At 57.5% G+C, this 13876-nt stretch carries 10 protein-coding genes and 1 pseudogene; 4 read left to right on the top strand and 7 right to left on the bottom strand.

What is annotated here, in order from left to right:
• Nucleotides 1-298: pseudogene (locus tag A3714_RS00565) on the bottom strand (alkaline phosphatase family protein); the annotation flags it as partial.
• A 130-nt stretch (nucleotides 299-428) separates the two neighbouring features.
• Between A3714_RS00565 and A3714_RS00570 the strand changes: the two are divergent.
• Nucleotides 429-3227: a hybrid sensor histidine kinase/response regulator gene (locus A3714_RS00570; protein ID WP_063508550.1), complete on the top strand. Its 2799-nt coding sequence runs from the start codon at nucleotides 429-431 to the stop codon at nucleotides 3225-3227.
• Here the strand turns inward: A3714_RS00570 and A3714_RS00575 are convergent.
• A complete protein-coding gene (locus A3714_RS00575; RefSeq protein WP_063508549.1) occupies nucleotides 3194-5281 on the bottom strand; it encodes an ATP-binding protein in 2088 nt (695 codons plus the stop codon). The genes A3714_RS00570 and A3714_RS00575 overlap by 34 nt on opposite strands.
• Nucleotides 5282-5540: 259 nt before the next feature.
• Between A3714_RS00575 and metG the strand changes: the two genes are divergently transcribed.
• From metG to A3714_RS00590, 3 genes are all read left to right on the top strand, one after another.
• Entirely contained in the window at nucleotides 5541-7574 is a 2034-nt protein-coding gene (gene metG, locus A3714_RS00580; RefSeq protein WP_063508548.1) for a methionine--tRNA ligase, read from the top strand.
• Between the two features lie 198 nt (nucleotides 7575-7772).
• Entirely contained in the window at nucleotides 7773-8558 is a 786-nt protein-coding gene (locus tag A3714_RS00585) for a class II aldolase/adducin family protein (RefSeq protein ID WP_063508547.1), read from the top strand.
• A gap of 268 nt (nucleotides 8559-8826) precedes the next feature.
• The gene (locus A3714_RS00590) at nucleotides 8827-10170 is read left to right on the top strand and encodes an oxygenase MpaB family protein (protein WP_063508546.1); all 1344 of its coding nucleotides are present in this window, start codon (nucleotides 8827-8829) and stop codon (nucleotides 10168-10170) included.
• 189 nt (nucleotides 10171-10359) lie between these two features.
• Here A3714_RS00590 and A3714_RS00595 read toward each other — a convergent pair whose 3' ends face one another.
• The 5 genes from A3714_RS00595 to A3714_RS00610 all read right to left on the bottom strand — a co-directional run bounded on the left by A3714_RS00595 (nucleotide 10360) and on the right by A3714_RS00610 (nucleotide 13698).
• Nucleotides 10360-10731 carry a hypothetical protein gene (locus tag A3714_RS00595; protein WP_063508545.1) on the bottom strand — a complete coding sequence of 124 codons (372 nt, stop codon included), beginning with the start codon at nucleotides 10729-10731 and terminating at the stop codon, nucleotides 10360-10362.
• A gap of 198 nt (nucleotides 10732-10929) precedes the next feature.
• Nucleotides 10930-11319 carry a hypothetical protein gene (locus tag A3714_RS17640; protein WP_156492960.1) on the bottom strand — a complete coding sequence of 130 codons (390 nt, stop codon included), beginning with the start codon at nucleotides 11317-11319 and terminating at the stop codon, nucleotides 10930-10932.
• A gap of 550 nt (nucleotides 11320-11869) precedes the next feature.
• Nucleotides 11870-12214 (bottom strand): hypothetical protein, encoded by a 345-nt coding sequence (locus tag A3714_RS17645; RefSeq protein ID WP_156493804.1) that lies wholly within the window; start codon nucleotides 12212-12214, stop codon nucleotides 11870-11872.
• Between the two features lie 161 nt (nucleotides 12215-12375).
• Nucleotides 12376-12750, bottom strand: coding sequence for a hypothetical protein (locus A3714_RS00605; RefSeq protein ID WP_156492962.1), 375 nt, complete (start codon nucleotides 12748-12750; stop codon nucleotides 12376-12378).
• A gap of 273 nt (nucleotides 12751-13023) precedes the next feature.
• Nucleotides 13024-13698 (bottom strand): triacylglycerol lipase, encoded by a 675-nt coding sequence (locus tag A3714_RS00610; RefSeq protein ID WP_231867804.1) that lies wholly within the window; start codon nucleotides 13696-13698, stop codon nucleotides 13024-13026.
• Nucleotides 13699-13876: the final 178 nt, after the last annotated feature.

Here is a 13876-nt window from a genome sequence, read left to right on the forward strand (position 1 = left end):
AGTCCAGCGCCACATCCTCTTGTGTGTTCACCCAGCCCGCCTGGTACTCGTAGCGAGTGCCCGGCTGCAGCTGGTTGAGGATCACCACACCAGAGCCATCGAAGTTGCCATTGAGCCGGAACGCCCTTGGCGGTGACCAGTCCATCTCCCCCGCCCGTCGCCAGCGGATACGCCCCCACAACCCTTTTTCTCCGGCCGACAGTTTCCCTTTCGGCAAGCCACCGAAGACCCGAACATGGGAATCCCCTGCCTCACCCACCACCGGTCCCACCGCAAAACGGTTTACACTCTGACTCATGGCTTATGTCCCCCCTGCATTGAGCCCCCCGGCCCACGCTGCTAGCATCACTGATACGCGGTGCAAACAAACGCTATGGCCACTGGTCCAGGCCCTCAATAAACAGCACCCTCTGTCAGGAATAAAAACGTTGTTCAAGGATGCGAAAACTGCCTTTGTTCTGCTTGTTGCCTTCTTTTCGATCGGGCTGACCCCGGCTGTCCTGGCCAACGGCCCCGAGCTGCAGATTATTGGCGAAAATCAGGAAGAACTACAGCCCTATCAAGGGCTGGATTATTTCTGCACACCCGCGGCGCAGTCGCCGACCATCAACGCACTGCAGAAACAACCGACGCTTCCCTGGCAGTCCAGCCGCGGAGACATGCCCAACCTGGGATTTACCAATCAGCATTGCTGGTTCCGCTTCGCCGTGCGCAACCAGAACCCGCGACACAGCGACTGGGAACTGCTGGTTGATTACGCCATGCTTGGCGAACTGGATCTCTACCAGCTGGATGCCGGCGGCAATCTGATCAGCCATTACCAGGCCGGCATGGACCGGGATTTTGCCGTGCGACCGGGGAACTACCCCACTCCGGCATTTCCCCTTTCACTGCCCAGTGGCAAGGACAGCACCTTCTATCTCAAGGTAACGTCACCGCACAGCATCCAGTTACCGATACGCTTGCTTACCCACGAACAGTTCGCCCTCTCCGCACAGAACCAGACCATTATCCAGGGCATCTTTTTCGGCGGCATGCTGGTGATGATTCTCTACAACCTGTCATTGTTCTTCTCCATTCGCGAGAAGGTGTATTTGCTGTACGTGTGCTGGTCCGCAGTGGTGACCCTGTTCCTGGCGGTACTGCACGGCTATGCCCACCGCTACCTGTGGCCACACTCCCCGCTTGTCAGCCAGTACATCATTCACTATCTGCTGCCGTTGATCGTATTACTGCCGCCGTTGTTTACCCTGCATTTCCTGTCCTTGCAGGAAAAAGCACCGCGACTGGCGGCATGGCTGAAAGGCCTGGTGGGGATTGGCACCTTGCTGTTCCTTGCCGCTCCGTTTACCAGCCGCGGCTTTCTGATTCCGATTTCCGTCAGCGCCATTCTGGTGATGGATTTCAGCATTCTGGTGGTGGGTCTGCTGCGCGCCCGCGCGGGTGATCCGGATGCCCGCATCTTCACTATTGCCTGGGCCTGCTTCATCACCGGCGTGGCGGCCATGGCGCTGAACAAGTACGGCGTACTGCCGCGCACCGCCCTCACGGAAAATCTGGTTCAGACCGGCGTTTTCCTGGAAGTGATCCTGCTATCCCTGGCATTGGCCCGACGCATCAGCCGCCTTAAGGAAGCCCATTCGGACTCCATTCGCGAAAAGGCCATCGCGGAAATGGAAGCCTTCAAGGCCGGCGCCCGCAACCATGCCAAGAGCGAATTCCTGGCCACCATGAGCCATGAAATCCGCACCCCCATGAATGGCATCATGGGCATGACCGACCTGCTGCGGCGGACCTCCATGACCCAGCAGCAAGCCCAGTATGTGGGCACCATTTACCAATCCACCCAGTCCCTGCTCACGGTCATCAACGACATTCTCGATTATTCCAAGATCGAATCCGGCAAGCTGGAGCTGGATTACCAGAGCGTGCCTCTGGAAAGCATTGTGGACGATTGCGTGCGCTTGTTTGCCCTGCGCTCCAGCGAGAAGAAACTGCCGCTGTATATCCATATCGACAGCCGCGTGCCGGAACGCATCAAGACCGATCCGATCCGTCTCAAACAGATCATCACCAACCTGCTCAGCAATGCCTTCAAGTTCACCGAACGGGGCAATGTCTCGCTGCATGTCACCGTGAAGCAACCGGTTAACGAAAAGAACCTGTGCGTGCTCATGTTTGAAGTGGTGGATACCGGTGTGGGGCTGGACGAAGGGCAACAAAACAGTTTGTTCCAGGCATTCCATGAACTCTCCGGCAAGGGCAAACACACCGGTGCCGGACTGGGGCTGGTGATCTGCAAACGCCTGATCGAACTACTCAATGGGGATATCGGGGTCTCCAGTTCGCTGGGCCGGGGCGCCACCTTCTGGTTGTCACTGCCGGTGGAAGTGGAAAAACCCCAGAGCAAACCGGTCCTGAAGAATCGCAGCGCCCTGCTGATTTCCAACACTCCGGCCCAGTTGCTCAGCCTCTCCCAGATCCTTACGCGCTGGGGCGCAAAGACCCTGGAATACCGCGATGTGGAAAGTGCCCTGGACCCGGCCAACCCCTCCCGGCCGGTGGATTTTGTCATCGCTGAGCATGCGGTGATGGAAAACCCGCAATATGTGCAGCGGTTGCGCCAGCATTTCAGTAACCCGGTACTGGTGTTACTGCACCCCACCGGCAAACCGCTCAGTGACAATTTGCCCGAAGACCTGTTGCTGATCGAAACCCCGTTCTCCTGCCAGGCCCTCAAACGCAGCCTGCTCACCGGCCACGATGAGCACCTTGCCCAACAGGCGGCAGAAGAACCCACCGTCGTGCTGGAAAAGGGCAGCGCCCTGAATGTGATCGTGGCCGAGGACAACCCGGTGAATCAGCTGGTGATCGACAGCATTCTCAAATCCCTCGGTATCCATGCCACCCTGGTCAGCGACGGTGAGCAGGCCCTGGATCTGGTCCGCGAACAGCCCGGCTACTGGGATATCATTTTCATGGACTGCGAAATGCCGGTGATGGACGGCTACCAGGCCACCCGTGAAATCCGCAGCCTGGAACAGGCATCCACCACCCACCACCATGCCTGGATCATCGCCCTGTCAGCTCACGCCACCGGCGACTATGTCCAAAAAGCCCGCGACGCCGGAGTGGATGACTATCTGAGCAAGCCGGTTTCCCAGCAGCAGGTTCGCGAGGCCCTGGGTCGCGGTCAGGTATCCAGCCCCTCCGGAATTTCCGGCTGAGCCAGCAGGCCGGCACACACGGTAAGCAGTTGCTTGACCCGGATCGGCTTGCCCAGGAAGGCATCGCAACCGGCATCCAGACAGCGCTGGCGGTCCACCGCCAGCACATTGGCCGTCAGCGCCAGTATCGGGCCGCTAAAGCCACGGTCGCGCAGGGCCCGGGCGGTTTCGTAGCCATCCATCACCGGCATCTGCATATCCAGTACCACCAGGTCGAAACTGTCCTGGCCATAATGCCGGCAAGCCTCCCGGCCATCTTCCGCTTCCACCACCTGCATACCGGCCTTTTCCAGCACCTTGCGCACAAAGATCCGGTTCACGGTATTGTCTTCTACCAGCAGGGCCCGGCCGTTCAGGGCCATGGAGCTGCCTGCCAGCTGGGGCAACGGTTCGGCGGATTCACTTGCGTCTAATTCGCAGGCCAGGGACAACGGCATATTCAGGGCAAAACGACTGCCCTTGTTCAGTTCGCTGGCAACAGTAATATCCCCCCCTTCGGAACGGGCCAGTTGACGGGCAATGCTCAGGCCCAGCCCGGTGCCCGTGTAACGGCGGGAATGAGACGCATCGGCCTGGGAAAACGGCTGGAAGATTTTCTGCACCTCACTCTCACTGATACCGATCCCCGTGTCTTCCACGGAGACCTCCAGTTGCTGCGCCGACTCGGACCAACCGGCACGCACCCGCACACTGCCTTCCTCGGTAAACTTCACCGCATTGCCCACCAGGTTCACCAGAATCTGGCGCAAGCGGAAGGCATCACCACTGACGGTGGCCGGCAGCTCGGTCACGTAGGACAGGGTCAGATCAATCTGCTTCTCCGAGGCCCGTAACGTCAGGCTGTCGACCACTTCATCCAGCAGCTCCGTCACGGAAAACAGCCGTTGTTCGTGCTGCAGCTGGCCCGCTTCGATGCGCGACAGATCCAGCACATCATTGATCAGCGCCAGCAGCGCATCCCCGTTGTGCTGAATGATGGTGAGGTAACGGCTCTGGTCCGCATGGCTCAGGGAGCCATCACGGAGCAACTCCGTATAGCCAAGAATCGCCGTCATCGGAGTGCGGATTTCGTGGCTGATATTGGCCAGGAACTGGCTTTTGGTCTGGCTCGCCTCCTCCGCCTGGCGACGGGCATCCGCGAGCTGATTCTGGGCGTGGTTGATGCTGTCCACCATGGCATTGAAATCTTCCGCCAGGGCGCCAATTTCGTCATTGCCCAGCACCGGCACCCGCTGATCCAGCGCCCCACCCCGGGCAATGGACCGCACCGCGTTATGCACCAGATTCAAGCGCCCGAACAGCATCGGCTGAATCCGGTAATTGATCACCACCACGGTCAACCCGGCCAGCAACGCCATGATCAAACCGATCACCAGCACCGAAAGGTTCAGGGATTTGTACCCATCGTTGGGCAGCTCCACCACCACTTCCAGAGGGTTGCCGCCGAGAAAATCCGGCACCGGGAACCGCCCCAGCAGCTGGTCGCTCCCGGCCACAGTGAGGCCCCGTTGCGGGTTCAGAGAGTCCGGCACCTGGCGGACATACAAGGCATGGCCCACCCGGTCCGACAAATAGCTCATCCAGTCGCTGTCCAGCCACACCCCCAGCAGGTAGGCCTGGCAGCCCATCTCCACCGCGGTGCTGAACAACAGGGGACGCCCCTCCACCTGCACGACGCCCCAGATCGGCATGCAACCCTGCTCGTCAAAGCGTGTCGCCAGGGTCTCAAACACCGGGGAAGAAACCTTATCGGCGCCGTTGTTCCACACTACCGAGCGGCCACGCAGCTCCATCATCAGATCCAGATACCCCACCCCGCCCTGATTGGTGGGTGGTTGATCCGGCTGCTGACTCCAGTCCTGTGCCCGCACCCGAAGGATGGACAGCTGGTCCAGAAAGGCGGCCTCCACCTTTTCCAGCTCCCGCTCGGCGTTGCGCTCGGTAAGCGTGTCCACCAGCGACAGGTTCACCCAATACAGCGCCACGGTAGCCAGCACCACACAACAGGCTGCGGAAACCACCAGCAACCACCGAATGCGCACTCTCAGTGACATCGTTACTTTCACCCTTCCCCTGACCGGGTGGCCTGACGGCAAAAGGGGCCGCCCCATGGCCTGCATAAGCTAAGCGCCCGGTAACATTGTCTTGAAAGAATTGTTTTAAGCCGAAACCCTAGCACAAGATCCCCCAAAGCGGGCCCCGGCAATCACCCGTGGTGGGAGATGCCGCACAGCCGTTCACCCACAGGATGAAAAAGCCCCGCCGCACCCGTATCATAGGCCACCCTTTTTCCGGAATGACGACGTCGACCCCATGAGTGACACGCCCCGCAAAATCCTGGTGACCAGTGCCCTTCCCTACGCCAATGGCCCCATTCACCTGGGCCACCTGCTGGAATACATCCAGACCGATATCTGGGTACGCTTCCAGAAACTGCGCGGCGAGCAGTGCACCTATGTGTGCGCGGATGATGCCCACGGCACCGCCATCATGCTCAAGGCGGAAGAAAACGGCATCACCCCGGAGCAACAAATTGCGCAAGTGAAAGCGGACCACGAGAAGGACTTCGCCGACTTCCAGATCCAGTTCGACAACTACTACAGCACCCACAGCCCGGAAAACCGCGCGCTGTCGGAAATGGTGTTTCAGCGCAACAAGGACGCCGGCTATATCGTCGAGAAAACCATTACCCAGCTCTACGACCCGCAGAAAGGCATGTTCCTGGCGGACCGTTTCGTCAAGGGCACCTGCCCCAAGTGCAAGGCCGAAGACCAGTACGGCGACAACTGTGAAGTGTGCGGCGCCACCTATACCCCGGCGGAGCTGATCAAGCCCTACTCCTCTGTCAGTGGCGCCACCCCGGTGGAAAAGGAAACCACCCAGCTGTTCTTCGACCTGCCGAAATTCGAGCCCCTGCTGCGCGAGTGGACCCGCTCCGGCGCGCTGCAGGAGCAGGTGGCCAACAAACTGCAGGAATGGATCGAAGACCTGCAGCCCTGGGATATTTCCCGCGAAGCCCCCTACTTCGGTTTTGAAATCCCCGGCTACCCGGGCAAGTACTTCTACGTCTGGCTGGACGCCCCCATCGGCTACATGGCCAGCTTCCAGAACTACTGCGACCGCGAAGGCCTGAACTTCGACGACTACTGGGGCAAGGAATCCACCGCCGAGCTGTACCACTTCATCGGCAAGGACATCATCAACTTCCACGGCCTGTTCTGGCCCGCCATGCTGGACGGTGCTGGCCTGCGCAAGCCCACCGCCATCTACAGCCACGGCTTCGTCACCGTCAACGGCGCCAAGATGTCCAAGTCCCGTGGCACCTTTATCAAGGCGCGCACCTACCTGGATCACCTGGGGCCGGAATACCTGCGTTACTACTTCGCCGCCAAGCTCTCCAGCCGGGTGGATGATTTCGACCTGAACCTGGAAGACTTCGCCCAGCGGGTGAACTCCGACCTGGTGGGCAAACTGGTGAACATCGCCAGCCGCACCGGCAACTTCGTGAAGAAGTTCGGCGGCACCCTCAGTGACGAGCTGGACAACCCGCTACTGGTCCGCGAAGTACAGGAAGCCGCCCCACGTCTGGCCGAGTTCTACGAAAAGCGCGAATTCGGCAAAGCCATGCGCGAAATCATGGCCCTGGCGGATCACGCCAATGGCTACATCGCCGACAAGGCGCCCTGGACCCTGGCCAAAGAAGACGGCAAGGAACAGGAAGTGCTGGCCATCTGCACCACCGCCATCAATGTGTTCCGTCTGCTGGTGATCTACCTGAAGCCGGTACTGCCGGCCCTGGCTGAACGGGCGGAAGCCTTCCTGCAAGTGGCGCCGCTGACCTGGAAAGATAGCGACACCCTGCTGCTGGGCCACGAGATCGCCAAGTTCAAGCCGCTACTGAACCGCATCGACATGGCGCAGATTGAGGCCATGCTCAACGCCTCGAAAGAAGACGTGCCCGCGGCCAAACCCGCCGGCAAAAAAAGCGAACCGAAACCGGCGGACGACGTGGCAGACGACACCATCAGCATCGATGACTTCCTCAAGGTGAAACTGCGCGTGGCCCGCGTGGCCAAAGCCGCCCATGTGGAAGGCGCTGACAAGTTGCTGCAGCTCACCCTGGACGTGGGCGAACTGGGCGAGCGCAATGTGTTTGCCGGCATCAAGGCCAAATACAGCCCGGAAGACCTGGAAGGCAAACTGGTGGTGCTGGTGGCCAACCTGGCCCCGCGCAAGATGAAATTCGGCGTCTCCGAAGGCATGGTGCTGGCCGCCGGCCCCGGCGGTGACGACATCCACATCCTCAGCCCGGACAGCGGCGCCCAGCCCGGTATGGAAGTGCGCTAGGCACTGATCCCCGCTCCCCTCGTGGGAGCGGGGGTGCCACCGCGAATGCTTTCCTTCCCGAGCTCACCCCGACATCCCTCCCCTGTGCCGTTACCGCCATCTTTCCGGCCAGCCACGACGTACAATCGCTTTCCCCTTGCCCCGGATAAGGTCTTTCCCTCTACACTGTAAAAACGAAAAACAAGGGAGAGCGCTACCATGAACAGCCAGACAACACTGACCCCGGATGCCATCCAGTCCAAGAAAAACACCGTCAGCGCAGAAGAATGGCAACTGCGTGTGGATCTGGCCGCCGCCTACCGGCTGATCGCCCTGCACGGCTGGGACGACCTGATCTTTACCCACCTGTCTGCCCGCATCCCCGGCGACGAGCATCACTTCCTGATCAATCCCTACGGCATGATGTTCGACGAGATCACCGCTTCCAGCCTGGTGCGCGTAGACCAGGCCGGCAACAAACTCGATGACAGTGACTTCGATATCAACCCGGCGGGCTTCACCATCCACAGCGCCATCCACGCCGTGCGCGACGATGCCAACTGTGTGATGCACACCCACACCACCGCCGGTGTGGCCGTGTCCGCCCAGCAGGAAGGCCTGCTCGCCCTGTCGCAACAGAGCCTGTTCCCGCTGGCCAGCCTGGCCTACCACGACTACGAAGGCGTGGCCCTGCGTGAAGACGAAAAGGCCCGCCTGCAGGCCGACCTGGGGGATGCCAGCTTCATGATCCTGCGCAACCACGGCCTGCTCACCGTAGGCAGCAGCATTGCCGATGCCTTCCTGGGCATGTTCATCCTCCAGCGCGCCTGCGAAATCCAGCTTCAGGCCCTGTCCGGCAATCGCCCGCTGACCCCGATCCCGGATGGCATCGTCAACACTATCAAGCAGCAAGCCTCCCAGGTCACCAAGGGCATGGGCGGCAACCTGGCCTGGCCCGGCCTGTTGCGCAAACTGGACCGGCAGAATCCCGGTTACGAGAAATAAGACCGCAGGCTTCAGCCAGCCTTCCCCACCCCGTTGGAGCTTTGTTCACAAAGCGAATAGCCATCTCTCCCTTCGCTTTGTGAACAAAGCTCCAACGACACAACCCCAAACACCCCACCCAACTCTGTTTCCTTTCCCCGATTGCACCCTGTCAAAGCGGGCCAAAACCGGCCAACCTATACAGAAAGGCGACTTCCGTTAATTGTCTTGCCGGGCAGGTATACGCAATGTGTAGGATATTGAAAGACACGGTCTACCGAGGTTAGCAATGACACAGTCTCTGGATGCACTCTGGGAAAAAGTCCGCGCCCAGAAAACCCGAATCCCCTCCCTCTATGGCGACATCGATTTCGATGCCACCCCGGAGCGGTTCACCGATTCCATGGACATACGCAGCACCCTGCCGCAGCAATTCGCCAAGAAACACCGTGAAAAAATCCTCGCCGACCGGGACCGGGTCGAGCGCGCCCGCGCCTACACCCTGCTGGGTGACACCGTGGCCGATGCCTACGCCGCCCTGATGTCGGAATACAGCTTTCGTGACCTGATCAGCATGTTGAAGAAAGCCTGCGACGAAGGACTCGACGCGATACCGGATGCCCCCCAGGAACTGGTGGACTTTATTACCGCCATGGAAACCACCCCGGACTGGGTGGACATGGAACTGGTCCGTGAAGGCGCCCGCCTGAGCCGCAACCAGATGGCCAACCTGGCCCCCTACGTGATCCGTGGCGCCTTTGTGGCCACCTTCATGAACAAGTACTCCGGCCTGCCCATGGCCATCACCGGCACCCTGGCCAGCGATTCGGTGAACCGGCGCATCAACGAAACCGCCAGCTTCTTCACCACCGCCACCCTGCCCGGTGCCCTGGAACGCTTCGGGCCCGGCTTCAAGGCCGCCGCCATGGTCCGCCTGATGCACTCAATGGTCCGCTTCAACATTCTCAAGCGGGTAAAGAAATGGGACCCGGCCATTTATGGCATCCCCATTCCCCAGGTAGACCAGATGCCCGCCGGCACCATGCCCGCCTACCTGGCCGCCTTCAAGGCCATGCGCAAGGGCCGCAAGCACTTCACCCGCAACGAGCGGGCCATCGTTGAACTGTCCCGCTACCAGTGTTTCCTGCTGGGCCTGCCCGAAGAGCTGTTGCCTGCCGAGGCGCCGGACATTATCGACACCATGCTCACCTACTCCGGCACCCTGCGCGAAGGCTACGACGACGAGACCTGTGGCGAACTCACCCGCGCCACCATGTCCGTCTACCGCCCCAAGGATGAAAAGCTGATCAGCAAGGTCCACAACCTGGTGGAGCGCAGCGTCTCCAAGGTGTTCTTCACCCAGGCCTTTCTCGGCAAGAATGACAAATCAAAAGCGAAAGAAATGGGCGTGGAACCCCATCTGATCGACTATGCCCTGTTCACCGTTGGCAACCTGTTCATCATGCCCCGCCTGATCGCCTACCGGACCCTGCAAGACATCCCCGTGGCCAACAAGATCGCGGACAGGATACTGGTCAGACGCATCAATGAGCTGCTGGTGGACTACGGCCATGCGGAATTCACCACCGATGCGTCGCAATACCGGCCCACGACCAACGAAAAGCCGGCCTGAGTCTCGGGCCGGCGGAAACGTCGTTGGAGCTTTGCTCGCAAAGCGAAGGGGGGAATTGGTAAGCACGGTGGTGGAGCTTGCGCCTTCGCCTTGCAAGCAAGGCTCCAACGAAAAGAGCGGCTACGAGGTGGATTAACGGAAATTCACAGTCCGCAAGGGGCAGGAAGAAGGGAGCGGATAGCGGAAACGCTACAGCCCCAGATACTCCCCAATCAGAAACGCATCCCCCTGCCCTTCCTGCTTGCCAAAGTAGCTCACCGGATCACGCTCCCCGTCCTCGATGGAGCCCACTTCACAATCAATGCCAAATTGCTTGGCGAGATCATTGAACAGAGCGACCGGCGTCTTGAGCTGCACCTTCTTCTTCACTGACAGGCTGATCCCCAGTTGCCAGTCCTCACAATCGTCACTCTCGCAGTCATTGATCAGGGTGACTTTGCCCGCTTCGTTCTCATCCACATAGGCCTGCAGCGCCGCTTGCAGATCAGGCAGGTTACGCTTGAGCTTCTTTTCCTGCTTTTCATCCAGGCGATCACAGGCAACAAGGAGGTAGACGAGCATATCGGGGTCCGAGCTTGGGATTGTGGGGCCACTTTACCACAATGGGGCGGCTTATTGGTTTACGAAGAGAATCGATAGTGGCCCGAAGCCCCGGCCACAAGTCTGAGACGTCCGAGGACGTTTAGACCTTATATTGGCGCATGGGAAGATCTAAGCCTATTTGCTTCTCGCTTTTTATTACGCGGTGCAAGATAAGCCCTACCGCCCTGACTTGTTAGTGTTTTCATTCGAAGGACCAACAAGCCTACGAACCATAAACAAAGAAGGAACTAAGCACGCGACAGTGAATATAACTTGGTAGAATATTCTCTTTCTCTCTGACGATAAGAAATCTTCAACGATTTTCTCAGATCCTGGACTTGGACTTTCCAAGAGATATCCATTTGGAGCCTGCCAAGGCCCAGGCACATCTCCGGCAAGAAGAGAAAAGAAAACTGCCAGTACGACACCAGCAACTAAAAGTGAAAATGTTGAGCTTACCTTTTTCCTTGATGAAAATGTGAAGACTATACTCGTAACAATTCCACAAAATATGGGCATCAAAATCATGTAAGGAAAAACGATACTGGCTTCAATCGCTTCATCCATATAACCACCTAAAATAATTAACGCCGCCAGCAAGGGCGGCTTTGCAGTGAAGGCGAAACCATAACGAAAAAGCCATCGCGGCGCCTGGCTTTGTTAACTTTTTATACACGCTGATTTTCGCACCCACGAAGCTCCCGTACTGGAACGAAAATTGATGCACAAATTGCGATTAAGGCCAAGAAATAATTAAATAACGTTGTGAAGATACTTTGCGGATGCGTTAGCTGAATAAATAAACGCTCACTGACCTTTCCTTCCAGCCCCCAAAGTAATGCAGGTGTAAAAATAAGCACCAAAAGAATTGTGAGCCATACCCCGTACGTCTTCACGGAAGACCAAAGAACAAACTTAGCTCTAAAATTTGGCCCGATTTTTAGTGCTGCTAAAAACGATGAGTAGATTACAGGCGATAGCATGAGGAACGCCAATACGGCAATCCTCAGCGAGCTTATTTGAGACTCGAATTCTTGGACTTCCATTCTACCTACATTTTTTTAGTAACTCGGACAGTAAACGCCGTGCTCTGCCGCTTTTCGGCAGCAGCACCTTATTATGTGTTTGGCTGATTTTGAACATAGCTGATAGTTTTTTCGCCAATTGGTAAATGCAATTTACTCCATGAGAAAACAGTAGACCATTCCTGTACTGACGGAGCTTGGAGCAACGCTTTTACAGGTGAGCCACGCCGGTTAATTATTTTGGTGCGGTAAGTTCCAGAAAGGACACCATTTACTGCCGCCTCGTACTCTGAAACTCGGGCAGGTTCTGTAAAAGGAAACCACGCACCGCAGAAGGACTCAAATTGTAAATGAAGTTCATCGTCATTTTGGATGTTTAGATAAACATCAAAATCGAGGCCAGCTTGCCTTCTAATGTTCATTGCCAATTCCCACATACTGAGGAACTTCCTCAATCTCCATTTTGAGATGAGGATTTGCCGCTTTTATGCGCTCAAATGTTTCTCTTGCAATTTCAACAGTACTCATTTCTCTATGGACACATAACGCTCAGCTCTGCCGCTTGTCGGCAGCAGCGCCTTGTTATGCATGCGTCCCATCACGGTGGACTTATAACAAGACACATGCTTTTCCGGTTTACCACCTTGTACACCTCATTACGCAAAACTGACAGGGCCTCTAATAAAGCAGGATCATTTGCCACACCAGAGAGAAACTCTAGCTCTTCACCGAGAGAATCACATTGCAACGGGTTCAAGACGGTATCAACAACCGGTTCAACGAGCTGATGAAAGTGCAGCTGGTAAGCTGCACCATAAGAAATAATTCGGCTCCAAAGACGCTCTGAAATATAGGTCCAATACTTCTCTTCAATAGGACCTGGAAGCAAGCTCTTATCCAATGCAGCCAACCCTACCGGTTCATCATTAGCAAACTCAGATGGCTGCAGTAGTTTCTCGTAGCTAGTTTTCATAGTGCATAACAGCGTATTAATTAGAACGTTCCGCATAACCCGGTTCCGTATAACCCTGGAACCGTACCCCCTGCACCCGAAAGAAAATCCTGCCATAACAGTCGCTTGGCAGGCTATAGCCAATTTCCTACACGGAGTTATGCGTAACGTTCCTTATAACTCCTTTCCTTTGAACTCGGAGACAGAAAAACCAAAAGCCCACTAAATCAAGATCTTGGCATTTCCCTTTCCGGGTTCAGCGGAAGCTTCCGTTGAAAAGGGGAATCGCATTCCCTACTTGCTGAACGCCCCGGTCGCCAAAAACGCCTTCACCTGCTCAATTACCTTCCCATTTCGCATCATGAACGGATGCGTCACCGGCAGCACCAGATGATCCTGCATGCCTTCCACTTTGGTTCTTTCCACGGTGACCTTGCCGTCATTGGGGCCGGGTAATTGGGTGGAGAGCAGAAAGTTGATGGTGTCGCTGCCGGCGATGACGCCCAGGGGGAAATCCACTGGGCCAAGCTGGTTGGGCACGCTGCCGGGGCCGGTGCCCATCTGGCTACCGGCGGGGCCGTTGAACCACTGGAATGGAGCCCAGTCACCCAGACTGTCCACCACTTCGCTGCCCTGGTTGGGCGGGCCAAGCATGACGGTGCGGCCCAATCGTTCGATGCGATGCTGGCTCAGGTACTGGCGCAGCAGGATGCCACCCATGGAATGGGTAACGAAGTGGATGGTGCCGGTGGGCGGGCATTTTGCCAGGGCTTTGGGCAGGGTGTCTGCGGAGAGGGTCTGGATGTCTTTTTTGGTGGAGGGGTAGCCCTGGTTCACCACCGTGTAGCCGGTGCTCTCCAGGGCGTTTGCCATTTTCTTCATGGAGTGGGCGGTGCGAGCCAGACCATGGAGCAGGATGACGCATTGAGGATCTTGTGGTGCAGCTTGGGGGTAATTGGTTTTCATCATTGTCCCCTCGGTACTCGGCAAGGCCGTTCCCCCTCTCCCCAACCCCTCTCCCCAGAGGGGAGAGGGGCTTACACACATCCCCAGTAGCAGACCAGTGAGTAGCCTCAGAGTCAGGCTAGCCATCGCTTCACCCGCTTTTCGCTGTCAACTGTCCACTGTCAACTAACTAGCCCGCTGT

The sequence above is a fragment of the Alcanivorax sp. HI0007 genome (genome assembly GCF_001635525.1).
Lineage (GTDB): Bacteria > Pseudomonadota > Gammaproteobacteria > Pseudomonadales > Alcanivoracaceae > Alcanivorax.